The following is a 21,898-nucleotide window of genomic DNA, read 5'->3' on the forward strand; positions in this document are numbered from 1 at the left end:
GGGCTGGGCGGGCCGTCGGCGGTGATCACTTGGCGCAGGCGGGCATTCTGAGCCGGGCCAGCGCGTAGAGCAGGAGGGCGCCGCCGCCTGCGGCCGCCACCGCGTAGGGCGCGCGGAGGGCGGCCACGTGGCCGAGCGCGGGCTCCAGCCCGGCGACGATGGCACCGCCGGCAAGCGCGCCGAGCGGGATCGCGCCCCAGCCGAAGAAGCGGTAGACGCTGTTCACCCGGCCCAGCAGCAGCGGCGGGATAACCCGCTGGCGGTAGGAGACCGTGACCACGTTCCAGAGCATGCCGCCCAGCACCTGCAGCACGATCGCGCCCCCGACCGCCGGGGCCGAGGTGGCGGCCATGATCACGAGGTCCGAGACAGCCATCATCGCCAGTGCGAGCTGAAGGCTTCGGTCGCCGCCGAGGCGCCGCACGAGGCCGGGGCAGAGAAGGCCGCCCGCGATCCCGCCCATCGCGCCCGCGGTCATCAGGCCGCCGAAGGCCACGGCGCCGAGGTGGAGGATGTCCTGGGCATAGAGCACCAGCACTGTCTGCCCGGCGGTGAAGAGGGCGTTCATCAGCCCCAGCATCACCGCGAGGCGCAGGACGAAGGGATTGGCGCGCATCCAGGCGATGCCCTCGGCCATCTCGGCCAGGAAGCGGCGGCGCGTCGCCACGGGCGCCAACCGCGGCATCGCGATCAGCGCGACGAGGCCGGCTGCCACCGCGAAGGTCGCGGCATCGAAGGCGAAGGGCAGGGGCACCGCCGCGGCGATCAGGACACCCGCCAGCGGCGGCCCGAGGAACGAGGCCATGAGGTGTTCGGCGCTCCAGAGCTGGCCGTTGGCGCGTTCCAGATCCGCAGGGGCGACGATCGCGGGAAGGGCGGTCTGCGCCGCGTTCTCGCGCAGCACCTCGGCGGTGCCCAGAAGGAACGACAGTGCCGCCAGCACCGCCATCAGCCAGCCCGCGCCGGCGAGGCTTCCGCCCGGTGCGGCGCCATCCAGCGCCGGCACCGACAGGATCAGCGCGACCACCCCGAGGGTCAGCACCAGCCGCACCAGGTCGGCCCGTACCATGATCCGCCCGCGGTCCCAGCGGTCGGTCATCACCCCGGCGGGAAGCGAGAACATCAGCCATGGCAGGCGCCCGGCCATCGCGAGCACCCCGATCAGCAGCGGGTCGCGGGTGATCAGGGTGGCGAGCCAGGGAAAGGCCAGCGCCGAGACCCCGTCGCCGAGGTTCGACACCGCGCTGGCCGAGATCAGGAGGCCGAAGCCGCGATTGCGCAGCACGAGGGGGGCGGGCATGTCAGGGTGTCTCCTGATGGGCCGCCGTAGGGGCCGGCGCGCGGGGTTTCGGCAATGGCGAGCGTTCGGGCGCGGCGGGGTGCGCCTTGCGCGTCGCGCCCGTCTCCGTCTCCGTGGCCGTCTTGCCGGTTTTCCGATGGGAGGGCTTGGACTGTGCGGGCGGCGCGATGCCGGGCACCCAGGTATCGAACCGCACCGTGACGGGGAGGCCGTCGTCCGGCAGCAGCGCCCCGCCCCGGCGAAGCGGGTAGAAGGTGCCGGTCGCACGGCCCTTCAGCTTCAGCCAGCTTCCGTCGGTCCGCACGGCCTGCAACCTGACCGACAGATCGCGCGGCGCCTTCGCTTCGACCGCACCCTGGCGGGCCTCGGGCAACAGGAGGCGCGCCGACGCAGGGCTGCCGTTCTCCAGCGTCATCTCCATCAGCAGGAGGTCGGTCGGGGCTGGCCCCTTCCACAGGATCGACACGACCTTGCGGTTGGCCCGGGCCTCCCAGCCGGAGCCTGCTGCGGCGGTGTCCGAGGTGTGATAGGTGATGTGCCGCCCGGCGATCTGCGCCTCCATCCGGCCCAGTACTGTGGCCGCTGCGGGCAGGGCCGGGAGTGCGCCGGCAAGCAGGCCGGACAGCAGCGCCAAGGCCCCGGCCCGAGCTGCCCGGAGGCGCCGGGCGCGATGCGCGGCGGCAGGGTGGGGGGCAAGCGGGGCGGAGAACTGGACAGCACGCATCGGGAACCTCGGACATTCACGCCGATCCTCGCCCGGGGCGGCCGCGGTGGCAAGCGGCGAACGGCGTCCCCGGGAGGACCAGGGTGAGCGGTGACGTGTCGGAGGTCCACCGCCATCCCAACCTCGGTGGCGCCGCGCCGCGGATTGGCGTGGTTCGGCGGAGAGACATGGCACCCGCCGTCGGAACCTGCTTGAGGCCCCCGGCTGCGGGGCCTATCTTCCGCCCTCCATCGCCCCGACTCTGTCCCGCATGCCTCGAAGGACTTGCCATGCCGTTCACGCTTGCCACCTGGAACATCAACTCGGTCCGCCTGCGCGCCGCCCTCGTCGCGCGGCTTCTGCGCGAGGAGGCGCCCGACGTCCTGTGCCTGCAGGAATGCAAGAGCCCGGTCGACAAGATCCCGGTCGACGTCTTCAAGGCCCATGGTTACGCCCATTGCCTGGCCCGGGGGCAGAAGGGCTACAACGGCGTGGCGATCCTGTCTAAACAGCCGATCGAGGAAGCGGGGGCCGAGGATTATGCAGGCCTCGGCCATGCCCGGCACATCGCCGCGCGACTGGAAAACGGGGTCACGGTGCACAACTTCTACGTCCCTGCCGGGGGCGACGTGCCCGACCGCACGGTGAACGAGAAGTTCGGGCAGAAGCTCGACTATCTCGCAGCGATGCGCGATGCGTTCCGGGCCGAGACGCCGGAGCGGTCGATCCTGGTGGGCGATCTGAACATCGCACCCCGCGAGGATGACGTCTGGAACCACAAGCAGCTTCTGAAAGTGGTCAGCCATACGCCTGTCGAGGTCGAGGCGCTGGCCGAGACGCAGGAAGCCGGTGGCTGGGTCGACGTGACCCGCAAGGACATCCCCGAGGGGAACCTGTATTCCTGGTGGTCCTACCGCTCGCCCGACTGGGACGCGGCGGACAAGGGGCGCCGGCTGGATCACGTCTGGGCCACGCCCGACATCGCCGGGGCCGCGCATTCCAGCCGCATCCTGCGCGACGTGCGCGGGTGGGAGCAGCCCTCGGATCACGCGCCGGTCTTCGCGACGTTCGACATCTGAGGGGGGAGCAAGGGCGCCAGCTGAGAGGGGCGGCGCCCGGCCCCGGGCAGGCGCTGTTCCTGCGGCGTTGGCGGGTACTTGGTCGTGCCACACCCCTCTGTCGCCTGAGCCTGCGGCGGCGTTGCAATGCGCCCTCCGGGGCGGAGGGTCGGGCGTGGCCTGAACGCCGGGGCGAGGCAGTTCGCGAAAGTCCCGCCCGTCTCGGGCGTTGGGGCGCCTTGCAAGCTCACGATAGGCCGCTGCCCGGGCTGGTCGCCCGGGCAATGGTTCGCTCAGCCCTCGGCCAGCACGTCCTGCAATGCCTCGGCGGGGCCGGGGTGGTGGCAGACCACGGTGCTGGCCGCGCGGTGCCGGACGGGCGGCGTCTGGGCGCAGACCTCGGTCGCGCGGCCGCAGCGGGTGCGAAGCGGGCAGCCCGAGGGCGGGTTCAGCGGGCTGGGCAGGTCGCCCTCCAGCGTGATCAGGGTCTTAGACCGCTCGACCTTCGGGTCGGGGATCGGTACGGCCGACAGAAGCGCCTGGGTGTAGGGATGTTCCGGCTGACGGAACAGCGCCTTCGACTCCCCCGTCTCCATCATCTGGCCGAGGTAGAGCACCAGCACCTCGTCGCAGACATGGCGCACCACCGAGAGGTCATGCGCGATGAAGACGATGGTCAGGCCCAGTTCCCGCCGCAGGTCCTCCAGCAGCGCGATCACCTGCGCCTGGATCGACACGTCGAGCGCCGAGACCGGCTCGTCGCAGATCAGAAGCTTCGGCTCCACCACCAGCGCCCGGGCGATGCCGATCCGCTGGCACTGGCCGCCCGAGAACTCGTGCGGGTAGCGGTTGATCTGGTTCGGCAGGAGGCCGACCTTCTCCATCATCTCGCGCACCTTCTCCTTGCGCGCCCTGGCGCCCATGCGGGGCCGATGGGTGCGGAGCGGCTCGGCGATGATCTCTCCCACCGTCATCCGGGGGTCGAGCGCGGCCAGCGGATCCTGAAAGATCATCTGGATGTCGGCCCGGTGCTTCAGCATCTGCCGGGGCGACAGCTTCAGAAGGTCGGTCTTGCCTTCCCAGATCACCTCGCCCTCGGCGGGCAGCATGCGGATCAGCGCGCGCGCCAGCGTGGACTTTCCGCAACCGGATTCACCCACGATGCCGAGGGTCTTGCCCTCTTCCAGCGTGAAGGACACGCCGTTGACGGCGCGCAGCTTGGGCGGTGTCGTCCATGGCAGGTCGGACGGGCGGCGGATCTCGAAGGTCACGCGCAGGTCGCGCGCCTCGATCAGGGGCGCCTTGGCGGGGGTGGTCATGCCGCGGCCTCCTCGTTCAGCGCCGAGATGGCGCGGTGGCAGGCGCGGGTGCGGCCGGGGGCGAAGCCCTCGAGCGGGGGCATCTCCTGCGCGCAGATCCCTTCGGCGAAGTCGCAGCGCGGGCGGAACGGGCAGCCCACCGTCGCGCCCGCCATGTTCGGCGGGTTGCCGCGGATCGGCGTCGCCGCCGTGTCCTCGTCCAGCCGGGGGAGGGCGGAAAGCAGTCCGCGGGTGTAGGGGTGGCTCGGCGCCTCGAAGAGCGGATCGACGGGGGATTCCTCCATCACCCGGCCGCCGTACATCACGATCGCCCGGTCGCAGAAGCCCGCGACGACGCCAAGGTCATGGGTGATCAGGATCGTCGCCATGCCAAGCTCGCGACGAAGCTCTCCCAGCAGTTCCATGATCTGGGCCTGCACCGTCACGTCCAGCGCGGTGGTGGGTTCGTCCGCGATCAGAAGGTCGGGCTTGCACAGAAGGGCCATGGCGATCATCACCCGCTGCCGCATCCCGCCCGAGAACTCGTGCGGGTAAAGCCGCACGCGGTTCGCGGCATCGGGGATGCGCACGGCATCCAGTATCGCCACCGCCTCCTTCAGCGCGTCGCGCTTCGACAGGCCCTTGTGCAGAACCAGTACCTCGGTCAGCTGGTCCGAGATCCGCATGTAGGGGTTGAGCGCTGTCATCGGGTCCTGGAACACCATGGCGATGCGCTCGGACCGGATGCGGTTCAGCTGGGGCTCGGGCAGGTTCAGGATCTCCTGCCCATCAAATGTCACCGACCCTGAGGCCCGCCCGTTCGAGGCCAGCAGGCCCATCAGCGAAAAGCTCAGCTGCGACTTGCCGGAGCCGCTTTCGCCGACGATCCCCAGCGCCTCGCCCCGGCCGAGGCTCAGGTTGACGCCGTTCACGGCGTGGATCTCGCCGTCGGGGGTGCCGAAGCGGACGTTCAGGTCCTTGATATCGAGAAGGGGCATGATCAGCGCTCCTTTGGGTCGAGGGCATCGCGCAGGCCGTCGCCCACGAAATAGAACCCGAAGAGGGTGATGATGAAGAAGAACAGTGGGAAGGCCAGCTGCCACAGCGTACCATAGTTCATGGTGCCGGCGCCCTCCGAGATCAGCGCGCCCAGCGATGTCTGGGGTTCCTGCACGCCGAGGCCGAGGAACGAGATGAAGCTTTCCGTCAGGATCATCAGCGGCACCAGCAGCGTGGCAAACACCACCACGACACCCACGAGGTTGGGCAGGATGTGGCGGCGGATGATCGTCAGCGGCGGCACGCCGATGGCGCGCGCGGCCTCGACGTAATCGCGGTTCTTGAGTGTCAGTGTCTGCCCTCGCACGATCCGCGACATTTCCAGCCACGAGATCAGGCCGACGCCCACGAACAGCATGCCGATCGACCGGCCGTACATGACCAAGAGCAGGATCAGCACGAACATGTAGGGGATCGCCAGCAGGATATCGACGATGCGCATCATGACGCCGTCGACCCGGCCGCCGAAATAGCCCGCGATGGCGCCGTAGACCGTGCCCACGATCACCGCGATGGCCGAGCCGATGATACCGACGAGAAGCGAGATCTGCGTGCCCTGCACGGTGCGGGCGAAAAGGTCGCGGCCTAGGTCGTCCACGCCGAAGTAATGGCCGTTGCTGAGCGACGGCCCGGACAGGCTCGCGTCGCCCATCACGTTGTAGTCGATGTCGGAGTTGTTCCAGGCGGCGATGTAGTTGCCGAAGATCGCGAAGCAGACCACGAAGATCAGCAGGCCGAGGCCCAGCAACGCCGCCTTGTTGCGAAAGAACCGCCGGCGTGCGTCAGCCCAGAGCGAGCGCCCGGCGACGTCGGGCTGGCTGGTCGCATCGGCGAGGGAATTCATCTTGGTTTCGTCGAAGACCATGGGCTCAGTACCGGATTTTCGGGTCGATCCACGCGTAGAGGATATCGACGACAAGGTTGAAGAGGATGGTGAGGGTGCCCAGAAGGATCGTCACGCCCATCATCACCGCGTAGTCGCGGTTCAGCGCGCTGTCGACGAAGCTCTTGCCGATGCCGCCGGTCGAGAAATACACGTCCACGATCACCGAGCCGGTGATCATCGAGACGAAGGCCGGCCCGAGGTAGGACACCACCGGCACCAGTGCCGGTTTCAGCGCGTGGCGCAGGATCACCTTGCGGTTCGGCAGGCCCTTGGCCCGCGCGGTGCGGATGTGGTTCGATCCCAGCACGTCCAGCATCGAGGACCGGGTGATCCGCGTGATCGACGCCATGTAGGACGTCGACAGCGCGATCACCGGCAGGATCCAGAACCGCGGGTCGTGAAAGCTCCACCCGCCGCCGGGCAGCCAGTGCAGGCCGAGGGTGAAGATCAGCACCAGGATCGGCGCCATGACGAAGTTCGGCAGCACCTGCGCACCGATCGACAACCCCACGGCGCAATAATCCAGCCACGAGTTGCGCCGGATCGCCGAGGTGATGCCCAGGCCCACGCCCACTGCCACGGCGGCGATGAAGCTGAGGAACCCGTAGGTCAGGGTGACGGGGAAGCCCTGCGCGATGATGTCGTTCACCGTGCGGTCCTTGTAGACGAAGGACGGGCCGAAATCGAAATGTGCCACGACCTGCCAGAGGTAATGCACGATCTGTTCCCAGAGCGGCAGATTCAGGCCGTACTTGGCATCGAGGTTCTTCATGATCTCGGGCGAGACCGCGCGCTCGGACGAGAACGGGTTCCCGGGCGCGAAATGCATCAGCATGTAGGACACGATGATGAGGACCAGCAACGTCGGGATCGCGACGGCCAGCCGCTTGAGGATGTAGACGATCATCGGGGGGCTTTCGGTCAAGGGGCGGGCGCGGGCCCTGGATCGGCCCGCGCCCCTTCAGGTCATGTCGCGCGGGCTTATTTCGCCGTGCGGTACATGTCCTTCGCGTACCAGTAGTTCATCACGTTCTTGGTGAAGATACCCTTGATGTGCGGGTTGATCATGTCCGCCTTGGCATAGGCGTAGATCGGCGCCAGCGGCATGTCGTCGGCCAGGATCTTCGACGCCTTGGTGTAATCCGCCTGCGGATCCTTGGCGGTGGTCGAATCCTTCATCACCTTGTCGTACTCGGCGTTGTCCCACTGGCCCGAGTTCTGGTCCGACCAGGACACGTTCACGTCGAGATAGGTGGAGGGCTCGTTGTAGTCTGCGCACCAGCCGACGCGGGCCACATCGAAGTCATGCTCCTTGTTGAGCTTGTCGAGGTAGACCTTCCACTCGTAGTTGCTGAGGGTCGCCTGAACGCCAATCGCCTTCCAGAACTGCTGCACCGCGATCGCGATCTTCTTGTGATCCGACGAGGTGTTGTAGGTGATCGACAGCTTGAGCGGGTGGTCGGGGCCGTAGCCCGCCTCTTTCAGCAGCGCCTTGGCCTTCTTCATCCGCTCGGCCTCGGACCACTTGGCGTAGGGGATATCGGGCGCCTTGAAGCCCGCGGTGTCCCAGTGCGTCCAGGTATAGGCCGGTTTCTGACCGCCCTTGAGGATCTTGTTGACGATGATGTCGCGGTTGATGCCGTAGCTCAGCGCCTTGCGCACCCGCACGTCCTTGAGCGCCTTCGGGCCGTTCGGGCCGACGTTGAAGCGGTAGGCGTAGGTGCACGAATAGGGGTGCGAGGTCGCCTGGTTCGGGTATTCCTTCTTCAGGCGCGGGTACTGGCCGGCCGGGATCTGCACGCGGTCCAGCTCACCCGCCATGTAGCGACGCAGCGCCTGGTCGGTGTCCTGGATCGGGATCGCGGTGACCTGGGTCAGCGTGGTGTTCTTGGCGTCCCAATAGGTGTCGGACTTCACCATGACGATCTTGGCGCCGATGTCCCAGGTCTTCAGGGTGTAGGCGCCGTCGGTGACCATGTGTTCGGGCTTGGTCCAGTCGTCGCCGTATTTCTTCACCACCTTTTCCGGCACCGGGAAGGTGGTCGCGTTGGTCAGCATCTCGCGGAAGAAGGCGGTCGGCTTCGACAGCGTGACCTGCAGCGTGTGATCGTCCAGCGCCTTGACGCCCAGATCGGTCACCGGCTTCTTGCCGTTGACCACGTCATCGGCGTTCTCGAGGTTCATCAGCTGGATGTAATAGGCGTATTCCGACGCGGTCTTCGGGTTCGCCACGCGCTGCCAGCCATAGACGAAATCCTGCGCCGTCACCGGATCGCCGTTCGACCACTTGGCCTCCTTGCGCAGGTGGAAGGTATACACCTTCTTGTCCGCCGACAGGTCGTAGCTGACGGCCAGCGCGGGGACGAGGTTGCCCTCGTTGTCCTGGTCGTAGAGACCTTCGAACAGCTGGAGAAGCATCTCGTTGCCCTCGACCGACTGGTTCAGGTCGGGGTCGAGAGTCTTGATGTCGTCTTGCAACCAGTAGGTGTAGGTCTGATCCTTGGCCAGCTTGGTGCCGGCGGGAACATGGTCGGACTGCGCCAATGCGGGGGCGGCCGCGGCCGCCGCAAGGGCGAGCGCGGAGAGCGCTGTGAGCGTTTTCAAATTGAACCTCCGTTTGAAGGGGGCTTGGACGCGGCAGAACCCTCCCGCCCGCGCCGTGGGACGCCCCCCTTTGGTTTTGAAGAGGGCATCAACAGCGGGATGGTGGGCGAGGGCAAGACGTGACGCGACGTGGTTCACTTTGATTTGAGTGGCCCCGCAGGGCGTCGCCGGAAATTTGCAATGATGTTTCCCGGACGCCTTCACAGGCGAAAGAATACAAGCTTCTGACGTGCGGGTCAGGTCGGCGTCGGCGCGTGATTTTCAATTTCAGGTTGTGGTGATTCTCTCCGCCCCGGCCCGGAGGGAGCCCTGCCCGGGCTACGGTACAGGCGCCCCGGCAGGGCATCAGCCGACCGGTTCGCGCCCGGTGGCGCGGCGGGTGCGCGACGTTTGGCCGCCATTTCCCCCTTGGCCTTCGCGCCTGCGCGACACATATAGGGCGCAACACGAGCCTAGAGGGGGATGACATGATCGAACTCGGCACCGGGGCTGCGGCCGCCAACGCGCAGGGTGGGCAGGGCGCCTACGTCAAGGAAAGCAGCGAGCGGACGTTCATGGAGGACGTCATCGAGCTGTCCAAGGAAGTGCCCGTCGTCGTCGATTTCTGGGCCCCTTGGTGCGGACCGTGCAAGACCCTCGGACCCGAGCTGGAAAAGGCGGTGAACGCGACCGGCGGCAAGGTCCGCATGGTCAAGATCAACGTCGACGAGAACCAGGCGCTGGCCGCGCAGGCGCGGGTGCAGTCGATCCCCACCGTTTATGCCTTCCGCAACGGCCAGCCGGTCGACGGCTTCCAGGGCGCGCTGCCGCCGATCGAGCTGAAGAAGTTCATCGACAAGCTGCTCGAGGGCGAGGGCGAGGACGATGGCGGCCTCGGCGCGGCGCTGGAACAGGCCGAGGAATTCCTTGAGCAGGGCGCCGCCGCCGACGCGGCCGAGATCTTCGCCGCGATCCTCGGCGAGGAGCCTGCCAACGCGGGCGCCTACGGCGGGCTGGCCCGGGCGCACCTCGCACTCGGCAATGTCGACGAGGCCGAGGCGCTGCTGGCCAATGCGCCCGCCGAGATCGCCACAGCGAAGGAGATCGAGTCCGCGCGTGCCAAGATCGCGCTGGCCCGCCAGGCCGAGAAGGCCGGCCCCGCCGACGAGCTGCGCGCGAAGGTGGCCGCCGATCCGTCCGATCTGCAGGCGCGGTTCGACCTGGCCCAGGCGCTGTACGGCGCGGGCGAGACCGAGGCGGCGATCGACGAATTGCTGGAACTCTTCCGCCGCGACCGCGAGTGGAACGAGGGCGCTGCCAAGGCTCAGCTTTTCACCATCTTCGAGGCGCTGAACCCCAAGGATCCGGTCGTGCAGAAAGGCCGCCGGAAACTGTCGTCGATGATATTTGCCTGAGCCGCGGGGCGCGCTAGCTCCATGCGCATGCGAAAGCTTGCCGACCTTCCCGATATGCTGCCCCTGTTCCCCCTTCCGGGGGCGCTGCTGCTCCCACGCGCGCGGCTGCCCCTGCATATCTTCGAACCGCGCTACCTCGCGATGCTTGACGACGTGCTGAAGACCGAACACCGGCTGATCGGCATGATCCAGCCGCGCGAGCTTCCCAAGGGGTGCTCGGGGTCGAAGCTGCACAAGATCGGCTGCGCGGGCCGCGTCACCGCGTTCTCGGAAACCGAGGACGGGCGCTACATGATCACCCTCTCGGGGGTGCAGCGGTTCAAGGTGCGTCAGGAGGTCGAGGGGTTCACCCCCTACCTGCGGGCCGAGGTCGACTGGTCGTGCTTCACCGGCGACCAGGGCGCGGTCGAGACCGATCCGAAATTCGACCGCGAGAGCTTTCTCGGCGTGCTCGAGAAATATTTCGAAGAGATGGGCCTCTCGACCGACTGGGGCAGCCTTGCCGATGCCGAGGACGAGTTGCTGATCAACTCGCTCTCGATGCTCTGTCCGTTCGAGAACGAGGACAAGCAGGCGCTGCTCGAGGCGCCGAACCTGGAAACCCGGCGCGAGACGCTGGTGACGCTGATCGAGTTCGCCCTGCGCGGCGGCTCGTCCGAGGAGACCCTGCAATGACCGACACGCCCGCAAGCGCGCCCGCGACCGGCACCGCCGAAGCGGGCGAGCGCCGGCCCGCCTTCGACCGCCACATGCTCGAGGCGCTGGTCTGTCCGCTGACGCTTGGGCCGCTGAGCTATGACGCGGAGGCGCAGGAGCTGATCTCGAAATCCGCGCATCTGGCCTTCCCGATCCGCGACGGCATCCCGGTGATGCTGGCGTCCGAGGCGCGCAGGACCGACGACTAGGCCCTTTCCGCACAGCCCCTATCCGGGTTGCCTCATGCCGGGCGGGGCTTGCGTATTTGTGGAACAATGAAAGCGGGGCACTGGACCTCGGCCCCCGGGGCGATATAACGGCCTGCGCATCGCCAGCTGCACCGCAAGCTGCGTCCTATTCCTATCAAGGGGCCCTCATGTCGCGTTACGATCCCGCCACCGTCGAGCCGAAATGGCAGGAAGCCTGGGAGAAGGCGGGGACCTTCCTTGCCAAGCGTGACCCGGCCAAGCCGAAGTATTACGTCCTCGAGATGTTCCCCTATCCGTCGGGGCGGATCCACATGGGCCATGTGCGCAACTACACGATGGGTGACGTGGTGGCGCGCTACAAGCGGTCGTGCGGGTTCTCCGTGCTGCACCCGATGGGCTGGGACGCCTTCGGCATGCCTGCCGAGAACGCGGCGATGGAGAAGGGCGCGAACCCGCGAGACTGGACCTACCAGAACATCGCGGACATGAAAGAGCAGATGAAGCCGCTGGGCTTCTCGCTCGACTGGACGCGCGAATTCGCGACCTGCGATCCGGAATATTACGGCCAGCAGCAGGCGCTGTTCATCGACATGCTGGCGGCTGGTCTGATCACCCGCAAGAATGCCGTCGTCAACTGGGATCCGGTCGACATGACGGTGCTTGCGAACGAGCAGGTGATCGACGGCAAGGGCTGGCGCTCGGGCGCCGAGGTCGAGCGCAAGGAGCTGACCCAGTGGTTCTTCCGCATCTCGGATTTCGCCGATGAGCTGCTTGCCGCGCTCGACGGTCTGAAGGACTGGCCCGAGAAGGTGCGGCTGATGCAGTCGAACTGGATCGGCAAGTCGAAGGGCCTGTCGTTCTCGTTCGGCGTGAAGGGCGCGCCCGCGGGGTTCGAGACGCTGCCGGTCTATACCACGCGTCCCGACACGATGATGGGCCCGACCTTCGCTGCCATTGCCGCCGACCATCCGCTGGCCAAGGCGCTGGAGAAGGACAATCCCGAGATCGCGGCCTTCTGCGCCAAGTGCCGCGGCATGGGCACCTCGGAGGCCGCCATCGAACAGGCCGAGAAGCTGGGCTATGACACCGGCCTCAAGGTCACGCATCCGGCCGATCCGACGCTGGAGCTGCCGCTGTGGATCGCCAACTTCGTCTTGATGGATTACGGCACCGGCGCGGTCATCGGCTGCCCGGCGCATGACCAGCGTGACCTTGATTTCGCACGCAAGTACGACCTGCCGGTGATCGACGTGTTCAAGCCGCTGGGCAGCGACGAAAGCGTTGGCAAGACCGCCTTCGTGCCGCAGAAGACCGAGAAGGTGCGCTATGTCCAGTGGCACGGCGCGCCGGGGACCGAGATCACCTGCCAGGAGGCGATGGACCGGACGCTCGCGCTTTACGAGGAAAAGGGCTGGGGCGAGGCCAAGGTCCAGTTCCGCCTGCGCGACTGGGGCCTGTCGCGGCAGCGCTACTGGGGTTGCCCGATCCCGGTGGTGCATTGCGATGCCTGCGGCGTGGTGCCCGAGAAGAAGGAAAACCTGCCGATCGAGCTGCCCGCAGACGTGAGCTTTGACAAGCCGGGCAACCCGCTCGACCGGCATCCGACGTGGCGCGATTGCGCCTGTCCGACCTGTGGCAGGCCCGCCCGGCGCGAGACCGACACGATGGATACCTTCGTCGACAGCTCGTGGTACTACGCCCGCTTCACCGCGCCGCGCGCGACCACGCCCACGGTCGCGGAAGAGGCCGAATACTGGATGAACGTCGACCAGTACATCGGCGGGATCGAGCATGCGATCCTGCACCTCCTCTATTCCCGTTTCTTCGCGCGGGCGATGCAGATCACCGGCCACCTGCCGAAGACGGCAATCGAACCCTTCGACGCGCTGTTCACGCAGGGCATGGTCACGCACGAGATCTACATGACCCGCGACGAACGGGGCCGGGCGGTCTATCACCTGCCCGAGGAGGTCGAGGACGGCAAGGTGAAGGCCACGGGGGAGGCGGTCACCATCGTCCCCTCGGCCAAGATGTCGAAATCGAAGAAGAACGTGGTCGACCCGGTTAACATCGTCGACAGCTTCGGCGCCGACACCGCGCGTTGGTTCGTGATGTCCGACAGTCCGCCCGAGCGCGACGTTGAATGGACGGCCTCGGGCGCCGATGCGGCCTCGAAGCACCTCAGCCGCGTCTGGCGTCTGGCGGCCGAGGTGGACGCGCGGGGCGCGGGGGATGCCTCGCAGGACCTGGCGCTGATCAAGACCGTGCATCGCACCATCGCCGAGGTGACGGCGGGGATCGAGGGCTTTGCCTTCAACAAGTCGGTCGCGGCGCTTTACGGTCTGGCCAATGCGGTGCAGCGTACCGACGCCAGCGCCGGTGCCAAGCGTCAGGCGATGCAGGTCATGGCGCAGCTGATGTCGCCCATGACCCCGCACCTGGCCGAGGAGATCTGGGACATGCTCGGCGGCAAGGGCCTTGTGGCCGATGCCGAATGGCCCAGGGCCGACCCGGCGATGCTGGTCGATGACGAGATCGTGCTGCCGATCCAGATCAACGGCAAGAAACGGTGCGAAATCACCGTGCCGAAGGATCTGCCCCGGGAAGAGGTTGAAAAGCTGGCGCTGGCGGAGGATGGTGTGATCCGGGCGCTCGACGGACGCGCGCCGAAGAAGGTCATCGTCGTGCCGGGGCGTATCGTCAATGTCGTCATCTGATCGCCGTTCAGTCCTGATCGCCCTCGGCGCTTTGCCCTTGGCCGCCTGCGGCTTCACCCCGGCCTACGCGCCCGGCGGCCCCGCCGCCGGCCTGCGTGGCAAGATCCGCGCCGACGACCCCACCTCGCGCGATGCGTTCGATTTCGTGGGCGAGCTGGAAGCCCGGCTGGGCACCCCCGACGGGCCGCGCTTCACGCTTGGCTATTCGCTGTCGGTGGGCGAATCCGGTTCCGCGTTGACCCCCGACGGGGTGACGGGGCGCTACAACGTGACCGGATCGGTCAATTACACGCTGCGCGACGCCCAGACCGGCGCCACCGTCAGTACCGGCAAGGCGCAGAGCTTCGTCAGCTACGGTGCGACCGGATCGACGGTCGCCACGCTGTCGGCCCAGGCCGACGCGCACCGGCGCCTGATGGTGATTCTCGCCGACGAGGTGGTCACCCGCCTGCTTGCCACCTCGGGAAGCTGGAACAAATGAAACTTTCCGGGGCAGAGGCGAGCCGCTACATCGCCCGCCCCGACCCGCGGCGCGCGGGGCTGCTGCTGTTTGGCGCGGACGCGATGCGCGTCGCGCTCAAGCGGCAGGAGGCGATCGCGGCGCTGATCGGCCCCGAGGGCGAGGCCGAGATGCGGCTGACCCGGATCCCCGCGGCCGACCTGCGCAAGGATGGCGCGCTGCTGATCGACGCGGTCAAGGCGCAGGGCTTCTTTCCCGGCCCTCGCGTCGCCTTCGTCGAGGAGGCGGGCGATGGCCTTGCCCCGGTGATCTCCGCCGCGCTGGCCGAATGGCGCGAGGGCGACGCGGCGATCGTGGTCACGGCAGGGCAGCTCAACGCCCGGTCGGCGCTGCGCAAGGCGTTCGAGGGGCATGCTTCGGCCTATGCGGTGGGGATCTACGACGACCCGCCGGGCCGCGAGGAGATCGAGGCCGCGCTGGCGAAGGCGGGGCTGGCGCAGGTCGACCGCGAGGCGATGACCGACCTGATGGCGCTGGCGCGCACGCTCGACCCCGGCGATTTCCGCCAGACGGTGGAAAAGATCGGCCTGTACAAGCACGGCGACACGACGCCCCTGACCGTGGCCGAGGTGGCCCTTTCGGCGCCCCAGAGCACCGAGGCCGGGGTGGACGCGGTGATCGACATCGTGGCCGAGGGTCGCCAGCAGGAACTGGGCCCGATGCTCAGCCGGCTGGAGGGGCAGGGCGTGGCGCCGGTCACGCTCTGCATCATGACGCTGCGCCATTTCCGGGCGCTGCATTCTGCGGGGGCGGATCCGGCGGGGCCGGCGCAGGGCCTGGCGCGGCTGCGCCCGCCGGTCTTCGGGCCGCGCCGCGACCGGATGCAGCGGCAGCTGCGCCAGTGGAACGTGATGAAGGCCGAGACCGCGCTCGGGATCCTGGTCGAGACCGACCTGCAGCTGCGCTCCTCCTCCCGTGCGCCCGCCCGCGCGGTGATGGAACGCAGCCTGATCCGGCTTGCCATGCTTGCCCAGCGATAGCGCAGGCGGCGGAGACCGCCACCGACACCAGACAGGGAGGACCGCCATGACCACTGAAACCCCCGATCCGACCCGGCTGGACGCGCACCGCGGCTACACCGTGATCGGCCCCGTCAACAGCCGCGCCGCGCGGGTGCTGTGGATGCTCGAGGAGTTGGGCGAAAGCTACGAACACATCCCCGCCGCGCCGCGTTCCGAAGGGGTGGTGGCGTTCAACCCGGCGGGCAAGGTGCCCGTGCTGATCGACAACGGCACGCCGATCACCGATTCCACCGCGATCATCCAGTACCTCGCCGACAAGCACGGCCGGCTCACCTTCCCGGCGGGTACCCTTGGCCGCGCGCGGCAGGACAGCCTCACGCAGTTCCTGCTCGACGAATTCGACGCGGCGTTGTGGATGGCGGCGCGGCATTCCTTCGTCCTGCCCGAGGAACTGCGCCAGTCCGGGGTCAAGGCGACGCTGAAGTGGGAATTCGAGCGCAGCGAAAAGGTGCTGGTCGACCGCTTCTCGGAAGGGCCGTTCCTGATGGGGCGCGACATGACGGTGCCGGATATCGTGCTCGGCCATTGCCTTGTCTGGGCGCTCGGGGCCAAGTTCCCGGTGACCCAGCGCCGTCTGTCCGATTACCTCGACCTGATCCGCGCCCGGCCGGCGTTCCAGCGCGCCATGGCACGCTGACGCCATGGCGGTCCTTCTGGGGGTCGACACCGGCGGTACCTACACGGACGCGGTGGTGATCGACGAGGCGGCGGGTGCCGGGGCAGCATCCTGGGCTGCGCCCGGGGAAGTACCTGGGGCCCCGCCCGGAGCCCGCGGGATCGCCCCCGAACCCGACGGGATGTGCGACGGGCGGGTGATCGCCGCGGCGAAGTCGCTGACCACCCGTGCCGACCTTGCCCTCGGCATCGGCCGGGCCGTCGACGCGGCCCTCGCCCAGGCCGGAGTTCTGCCCGCCGAGGTCGCGCTCGTCTCGCTCTCGACGACCCTTGCCACCAACGCGCTGGTCGAGGGGCAGGGCGGCCGCGTCGCGCTTGTGTTCATCGGCTTCGGTCCCGAGGATCTGGCACGGGGCGGTCTCGACGCGGCACTTGCGGGCGATCCCGTGGTGCACCTGGCCGGCGGTCATAGCCATGCGGGCATCGAGGTCGCCCCCCTCGACCTCGCCGCGCTGGAAACGGCGCTGGCGGCGCTTGGCGACAGCGTGGGCGCCTTCGCGGTGGCGGCAAGCTTTGCCACCCGCAATCCGGCGCACGAACTGGCCGCTGCCGCGCTGATCCGCGCCGCGACCGGTTGCCCGGTGACCTGCTCGCACGAGCTGTCGGCCAACCTCAATGGCCCGCGGCGGGCGCTGACGGCGATGCTGAACGCCCGACTGATCGGCATGATCGCCCGGCTGATCGACGCCTGTGAGGGGCACCTTGCCGCGTCGGGCATCAAAGCGCCACTGATGGTGGTGCGCGGCGACGGTGCGCTGATCTCGGCCCGGGTCGCGCGCGAACGGCCGATCGAGACGATCCTCTCCGGTCCCGCGGCCTCCCTCGTGGGCGCGCGCTGGCTGAGCGGTGTGCGCGACGCGCTGGTGTCGGACATCGGCGGCACGACGACGGATGTCGCGATCCTGCGTGACGGGCGCCCGGCGATCGACCCGCTGGGGGCAAGCGTCGGCGGCTGGCGCACCATGGTCGAGGCGGTGGCGATGCGCACGACCGGTCTTGGCGGCGACAGCGAGGTGCACCTGCTCGACGGGCTGAAGGCCGGGCTGCATCTCGGGCCGCGGCGGCTGGTGCCGATCGCGCTGCTGGCCACCGAGGCGCCGGAGATGGTGCATCGCGCGCTGGACCGCGCCCTCGCCTCGGACCTGCCGGGAAGCTACGATGGCCGTTTCGTGACGCCTACTGGGGTGGGCCAGACGGGGCAGGGCCAGACGGGGCGGAACCTTCCCCCGGGGCTGAGCGCGCGCGAGGTGGCGCTCTGGGAACGGATCGCGCCCGGGCCCGCGCCGCTGGCCGAGATTCTAAAGACCCGGCCCGAGGCGGCCGCACTCAACCGCCTGGTACAGCTCGGGTTGGCTGCGCTTTCCGGGGTCACGCCCTCGGACGCAAGCCACCTTCTGGGCAAGCAGGAGGCATGGGACACCGGCGCGGCGGAGAAGGGGCTGCGGCTGATGGCCCGGCGACGCGACGCGCGGGGTGAACGGATCGCACCCGATGCCCGCACACTCGCCCAGGCGATCCTGGCGCAGCTCGGCGACCAGACCGTCGATTGCCTGCTCGAGACCGCCTTTGCCGAGGATACGCCCGGCTGGGAGGTGCCGCCCGAGACGCTGGCCCGCCATGCCCTCACTCGCCGCGCCTTTGCCGGGCATGCCGGCGTGGTGCGGCTGCAGGCGCAGCTGGGTCTGCCGGTGGTGGGGCTGGGGGCCTCGGCGCCCGCCTATTACCCGCCGCTGGGCGCGCGGCTGAACACACGGATCATCCTGCCGGCGCATGCGGGCGTTGCCAATGCGGTAGGGGCGGTGGTGGGGCAGGTCGCCGTTCGGGCCGAGGTGCTGGTGACCCAGCCGGTCGAGGGGCGGTTTACCGTGCACCTGCCCTCGGGCGCCGAGAGCTATGGCGACCGCGAAACGGCGCTGGAGGCCGCCGAGGCCGCGGCCGGCGCCGAGGCCACCGCCCGCGCCCGCGCCGCCGGGGCCGAAGACCTGCGCCTTAGCCCCGCGCGCGAGATCCAGGAGGTCGAGGTGGAGGGTCGGCGGATGTTCATCGAGGCACGGCTGGGCGTCACCGCCTCCGGCCGGCCCCGCATCGCCGGATGAGAGAGCTCGCGGGCGGCGGGGCGGGTCCCGGAGCACTTATCCGCCCGTTTCTGGCGTCGGGGCGCGCGGGGGTGGGGCGGATGCCCGCGCCGTGACCTCCGGCCGTCCGACCGGAGCGGCCATGAGAGCAGTGGCCATGAGAAAAGGGCGGAAAGGTCGCCCGACCTTCCCGCCCCCGATGGCGTTCGGCTAGCGCCGGGTGTCAGCCCAGCAGGTCGGAGAACAGCTGATCGCTGCCGTTCACCGTGGCCAGCATGCCTTCCTTGTGGTGGTTGCGGGCATAGCTGTAGAGCGCGTCCGACGTGCCCGGACCCCAGGCCCCGTCGAGACCGGAATTGTAGAGGCCGCGCTGCATCAACTGGTACTGGATCGACACCCGCATCCGGTGCGGCTGGCTGTCGAAGGCCTGCTGCGCGGGCGAGGCGGCGTGCGAATGATAGACGTATTCGCGCACCACCCGGCGATGCGCCGGACGCTCGTAGACGTAATCGGTGCGCGGCGGGGGCGCGGCATAATAGTCGCGCCGCGACGGCTGGTTCGCCAGCTGGTCGAGGGCCACCCCCCCGATGGCGCCGAGGATGACGCCGCGGGTGATGTCACCGCCCTGCGCATGGGCGGGCGTGGTGACGGCGGCGGTCCCGAGCGCCAGCGTCAGCGCCGCGGCAGACCCGATGGCGACACGTTTCGATGTCAGAGCGAAAGTCTTCATTGTTCATTCTCCTTCGCAAAGGATGCGTTCAACCGAGGGCGATTCATCGCCCCCGACGTACTGCCGGACTGACGCTTCACTTGGGAGTTCTGTTCCGCAAACGCCAGACGGGTCGGCTGGTTTCCACCGAGTCGTGACGCTTGCGTGAACGCGCACCAGGCATGAATTTTCGCCGAAAATTCTTGCCCGGCAGGCGGTTGTGGCTGCCTTAGCGGGGGGCTGCGCCTGTTACACGATTGTAATGGCCCATCTTCCGACCCGGCCGCGCCTCGGCCTTGCCATAGAGGTGCAGGGCGACGTGCGGCTCCTTCGCAAGCTGCGGGACCGCGTCGATGTCGTCGCCGATCAGGTTGGTCATCACGACGTCCGCGTGGCGCTGCCCGTCGCCCAGCGGCCAGCCGGCGACCGCGCGGATGTGCTGTTCGAACTGGTCCACCGCACAGCCGTTCTGAGTCCAGTGCCCGGAATTGTGCACCCGCGGCGCGATCTCGTTGACCAGAAGGCCCTGCGGCGTGACGAACAGCTCGACCCCCAGGACGCCGACATAGTCCAGCGCGTTGAGGATGCGGGCCGCGATCAGCACCGCGTCCGAGCGTTGCGAGGGGCTTAGCCGCGCGGGGATCGTGGTGGTGTGCAGGATGCCGTCGCGGTGGACGTTCTCGCCCGGGTCGTAGGCCGCGACCTCACCGGTCACGCCCCGCGCCGCGATCACGCTGACCTCGTGTGAGAAGTCGACGAAGCCCTCAAGCACCGCCGGCGCGCCGTTCATCGCGGCCAGCGCCGCGCCGGCGTCGGCGGGCGATGTCAGCCGTGCCTGTCCCTTGCCGTCATAGCCCAGCCGCGTGGTCTTGAGGATCGAGGGCGCGCCGATCGTCGCGACTGCGGCCTCCATCCCGGCGGTATCGTTCACCGCGGCATAGGGGGCGGTGGTCAGCCCCAGCCCGGTCAGGAAATCCTTTTCGGCGATCCGGTCCTGGCTGACCGCAAGCGCCCGCCGCCCCGGGCGGATCGGTCTGAGCGCCTCGAGCCGGTCGAGCGCGGCGGTCGGCACATTCTCGAACTCGTAGGTGATGACGTCGACCGAGGCCGCGAAGGCGTCAAGCGCCTGGACATCCTGGTAGGATGCGGTGGTCACGGCATGGGCCACATCGGCGGCGGGCGGGTTGGCGCCCGGCTCGTAGATATGGGTGCGATAGCCCAGACGGGCCGCCGCGACCGACAGCATGCGCCCCAGCTGGCCGCCGCCCAGGATCCCGATCGTCGCGCCGGGCGCGAGCGGTGCCTCCGTCTCAGTCATCCTGCGGCTCCTCGGGGATCGAGGCGGAGAGCGCGGCGCGCCAGGCCTCCAGCCGTTCGGCCAGCGCGGCGTCGGTGGTGGCCAGGATCGCCGCGGCCATCAGCCCGGCATTGGCCGCCCCCGCCGCGCCGATCGCCATGGTCGCGACCGGAAAGCCCCGGGGCATCTGGACGATGGAATAGAGGCTGTCGACGCCCGACAGCGCCCGCGTCTGGATCGGCACGCCGATCACCGGCACCCGGGTCTTCGACGCCATCATGCCGGGCAGGTGCGCGGCCCCGCCGGCGCCGGCGATGATCACCTTCAGCCCACGGCCCGCCGCCTCCTTGCCGTAGGACCAGAGACGGTCCGGCGTGCGATGGGCCGACACGATGCGCGTCTCGTAAGGCACGCCCAGATCGTCGAGGATCGTTGCCGCCTCCTTCATCGTGGGCCAGTCTGACTGGCTGCCCATGATGATGCCCACCTCTGTCTCGGCCATCGCGGTCCCCTCGCGCCGGTGATTGGAGCGGGCACTATACCCACGACGCCGCCCGCGGCAAGCACCCCCCGGGCAGGCTTTGCAAAACCCCCGGGCCGCCGGGGAGGGCGGGCTCATCCCCCGTCTTTTCCGCCCGACGATGCGAATGTGCCCCCCGGGTGGGTGGGCGCAGCCGCCGGGGCGCGGAGCGGGAGGGAGGTCAGGCGATGATGGAGGTCAGGCGATGATGTCGGGGGTGATCTGGTCTTCCAGCCGGGCGATACGGTCCTTCAGCGCCAGTTTCTGCTTTTTCAGCCGCCGCAGGGTCAGCTGGTCGCTCCGGCCCGCGGTTTCCATCGCGTGGATGGCTTCGTCGAGGTCGCGGTGTTCGCGCCGAAGCACGCCCAGTTCGATCCGCAGGACCTCCAGATTTTCCAGTTTGCTTGACGCGTTCATCTCCGGCCGTCGCGTGACATGTGATTCTCGGCTCAGGATACAGAAAATACCCGCCGCCGTGGCAGTATTCCGGCATCTCGGCCGCGGGGCAGGTGCGGGGCAGGCGCTCGCCGGGGGCGGCGGGTGCGGTGCAATCCGCCGGCGGCCTCTCCCGGCGCGCCCCGGCGGCTGCCCTTGCAGCGGGGGTGGGGCGCGCCCATATCTTGTGTACGGGCGCCCGGATCAGGGGCCCGGCACATGTCGCTTTGCGTGAAGGACATACGCCGATGACGAAACTGAGCTTCGCCTCGCACCCGTTCCTGCTGGGGTTCGAGCGGCTCGACCAGCTGGTCGAGCGTAGCGCAAAGGCAGGAACCGAGGGTTATCCGCCCTTCAATATCGAACAATCGGGCGAGACCGCCTACCGCATCACCCTCGCCGTGGCCGGATTTTCCGAGGCCGAGCTTCAGATCACGATCGAGGACCGGCAGCTGATCCTCCGCGGCCGGCAGTCCGAGGCCGACGACGGCCGCATCTACCTGCATCGCGGCATCGCGGCGCGGGCATTCCAGCGCCGCTTCGTGTTGGCGGACGGAGTCGAAGTGTCGGGGGCGTCGCTTGAAAACGGCCTTCTGCATGTCGATCTGTGCCGGTCGGTTCCCGAGACGCGGGTTCAGAGGATCGAGATTACCCGGGGCTAGGGTATCCCGCCGCCGGGTCGGCAAGGCGAAAGGCAGCAACGAGACAGGAATCGGGGCAA

21 protein-coding genes are annotated in these 21,898 nt (G+C 68.6%); 10 read left to right on the plus strand and 11 right to left on the minus strand.

The genetic code is table 11. The annotated features are described in order from the left end of the window. Nucleotides 1-25: 25 nt before the first annotated feature. A complete protein-coding gene (locus CVV76_RS09330) occupies nucleotides 26-1,300 on the minus strand; it encodes an MFS transporter (RefSeq protein WP_102224376.1) in 1,275 nt (424 codons plus the stop codon). Between the two features lies 1 nt (nucleotide 1,301). Next, nucleotides 1,302-1,934, minus strand: a complete 633-nt coding sequence (locus CVV76_RS09335; RefSeq protein WP_102224377.1) for a hypothetical protein — start codon at nucleotides 1,932-1,934, stop codon at nucleotides 1,302-1,304. A 359-nt stretch (nucleotides 1,935-2,293) separates the two neighbouring features. Here CVV76_RS09335 and CVV76_RS09340 point away from each other — a divergent pair, with 359 nt between their 5' ends. Then, nucleotides 2,294-3,082, plus strand: coding sequence for an exodeoxyribonuclease III (locus CVV76_RS09340; protein ID WP_102224378.1), 789 nt, complete (start codon nucleotides 2,294-2,296; stop codon nucleotides 3,080-3,082). A 272-nt stretch (nucleotides 3,083-3,354) separates the two neighbouring features. On the opposite strand, the gene CVV76_RS09345 is transcribed toward CVV76_RS09340, so the two are convergent. From CVV76_RS09345 to CVV76_RS09365, 5 genes are all read right to left on the minus strand, one after another. Further along, a complete protein-coding gene (locus CVV76_RS09345) occupies nucleotides 3,355-4,380 on the minus strand; it encodes an oligopeptide/dipeptide ABC transporter ATP-binding protein (RefSeq protein ID WP_102224379.1) in 1,026 nt (341 codons plus the stop codon). Continuing rightward, nucleotides 4,377-5,357, minus strand: a complete 981-nt coding sequence (locus CVV76_RS09350) for an oligopeptide/dipeptide ABC transporter ATP-binding protein (RefSeq protein WP_102224380.1) — start codon at nucleotides 5,355-5,357, stop codon at nucleotides 4,377-4,379. Before CVV76_RS09350 ends, CVV76_RS09345 begins: the two co-directional genes overlap by 4 nt. Before the next feature lie 2 nt (nucleotides 5,358-5,359). Beyond that, on the minus strand, nucleotides 5,360-6,262 hold the full coding sequence (locus tag CVV76_RS09355) for an ABC transporter permease (RefSeq protein ID WP_233192789.1): 903 nt from the start codon (nucleotides 6,260-6,262) through the stop codon (nucleotides 5,360-5,362). Between the two features lie 25 nt (nucleotides 6,263-6,287). After that, nucleotides 6,288-7,211: an oligopeptide ABC transporter permease OppB gene (gene oppB / locus CVV76_RS09360; protein ID WP_102224382.1), complete on the minus strand. Its 924-nt coding sequence runs from the start codon at nucleotides 7,209-7,211 to the stop codon at nucleotides 6,288-6,290. Nucleotides 7,212-7,285: 74 nt separating this feature from the next. Beyond that, nucleotides 7,286-8,908, minus strand: coding sequence for a peptide ABC transporter substrate-binding protein (locus tag CVV76_RS09365; RefSeq protein ID WP_102224383.1), 1,623 nt, complete (start codon nucleotides 8,906-8,908; stop codon nucleotides 7,286-7,288). 467 nt (nucleotides 8,909-9,375) lie between these two features. Between CVV76_RS09365 and trxA the strand changes: the two genes are divergently transcribed. The 8 genes from trxA (at nucleotide 9,376) to CVV76_RS09405 (ending at nucleotide 18,237) form a co-directional block, all read left to right on the plus strand. Further along, nucleotides 9,376-10,302, plus strand: coding sequence for a thioredoxin (gene trxA / locus CVV76_RS09370; protein ID WP_102224384.1), 927 nt, complete (start codon nucleotides 9,376-9,378; stop codon nucleotides 10,300-10,302). A gap of 27 nt (nucleotides 10,303-10,329) precedes the next feature. Next, nucleotides 10,330-10,977: an LON peptidase substrate-binding domain-containing protein gene (locus tag CVV76_RS09375; RefSeq protein WP_102224466.1), complete on the plus strand. Its 648-nt coding sequence runs from the start codon at nucleotides 10,330-10,332 to the stop codon at nucleotides 10,975-10,977. Then, entirely contained in the window at nucleotides 10,974-11,207 is a 234-nt protein-coding gene (locus tag CVV76_RS09380) for a Trm112 family protein (RefSeq protein ID WP_102224385.1), read from the plus strand. The genes CVV76_RS09375 and CVV76_RS09380 overlap by 4 nt, the downstream gene beginning before the upstream one ends. Before the next feature lie 167 nt (nucleotides 11,208-11,374). Further along, complete coding sequence (gene leuS / locus CVV76_RS09385) at nucleotides 11,375-13,924, plus strand: leucine--tRNA ligase (RefSeq protein WP_102224386.1); 2,550 nt, start codon at nucleotides 11,375-11,377, stop codon at nucleotides 13,922-13,924. Next, a complete protein-coding gene (lptE, locus tag CVV76_RS09390; RefSeq protein ID WP_102224387.1) occupies nucleotides 13,911-14,405 on the plus strand; it encodes an LPS assembly lipoprotein LptE in 495 nt (164 codons plus the stop codon). Before leuS ends, lptE begins: the two co-directional genes overlap by 14 nt. Further along, complete coding sequence (gene holA, locus CVV76_RS09395) at nucleotides 14,402-15,424, plus strand: DNA polymerase III subunit delta (protein ID WP_102224388.1); 1,023 nt, start codon at nucleotides 14,402-14,404, stop codon at nucleotides 15,422-15,424. The genes lptE and holA overlap by 4 nt, the downstream gene beginning before the upstream one ends. 46 nt (nucleotides 15,425-15,470) lie before the next feature. Continuing rightward, nucleotides 15,471-16,103 (plus strand): glutathione S-transferase family protein, encoded by a 633-nt coding sequence (locus CVV76_RS09400; RefSeq protein WP_102224389.1) that lies wholly within the window; start codon nucleotides 15,471-15,473, stop codon nucleotides 16,101-16,103. A gap of 4 nt (nucleotides 16,104-16,107) precedes the next feature. Beyond that, nucleotides 16,108-18,237, plus strand: a complete 2,130-nt coding sequence (locus CVV76_RS09405) for a hydantoinase/oxoprolinase N-terminal domain-containing protein (RefSeq protein WP_102224390.1) — start codon at nucleotides 16,108-16,110, stop codon at nucleotides 18,235-18,237. Between the two features lie 202 nt (nucleotides 18,238-18,439). Here the strand turns inward: CVV76_RS09405 and CVV76_RS09410 are convergent, their stop codons facing one another. The 4 genes from CVV76_RS09410 to CVV76_RS09425 all read right to left on the minus strand — a co-directional run bounded on the left by CVV76_RS09410 (nucleotide 18,440) and on the right by CVV76_RS09425 (nucleotide 21,159). Then, nucleotides 18,440-18,946 (minus strand): hypothetical protein, encoded by a 507-nt coding sequence (locus CVV76_RS09410; RefSeq protein ID WP_102224391.1) that lies wholly within the window; start codon nucleotides 18,944-18,946, stop codon nucleotides 18,440-18,442. A 208-nt stretch (nucleotides 18,947-19,154) separates the two neighbouring features. After that, nucleotides 19,155-20,243: a 5-(carboxyamino)imidazole ribonucleotide synthase gene (locus CVV76_RS09415; protein WP_102224392.1), complete on the minus strand. Its 1,089-nt coding sequence runs from the start codon at nucleotides 20,241-20,243 to the stop codon at nucleotides 19,155-19,157. After that, nucleotides 20,236-20,724, minus strand: coding sequence for a 5-(carboxyamino)imidazole ribonucleotide mutase (purE, locus tag CVV76_RS09420; protein WP_102224393.1), 489 nt, complete (start codon nucleotides 20,722-20,724; stop codon nucleotides 20,236-20,238). Before purE ends, CVV76_RS09415 begins: the two co-directional genes overlap by 8 nt. A 216-nt stretch (nucleotides 20,725-20,940) precedes the next feature. Further along, entirely contained in the window at nucleotides 20,941-21,159 is a 219-nt protein-coding gene (locus CVV76_RS09425) for a YdcH family protein (RefSeq protein ID WP_102224394.1), read from the minus strand. 266 nt (nucleotides 21,160-21,425) lie between these two features. Here CVV76_RS09425 and CVV76_RS09430 point away from each other — a divergent pair, with 266 nt between their 5' ends. After that, nucleotides 21,426-21,839 (plus strand): Hsp20 family protein, encoded by a 414-nt coding sequence (locus tag CVV76_RS09430; protein WP_102224395.1) that lies wholly within the window; start codon nucleotides 21,426-21,428, stop codon nucleotides 21,837-21,839. Nucleotides 21,840-21,898: the final 59 nt, after the last annotated feature.

It is taken from the genome of Acidimangrovimonas sediminis (assembly GCF_002871005.1).
GTDB lineage: Bacteria > Pseudomonadota > Alphaproteobacteria > Rhodobacterales > Rhodobacteraceae > Acidimangrovimonas > Acidimangrovimonas sediminis.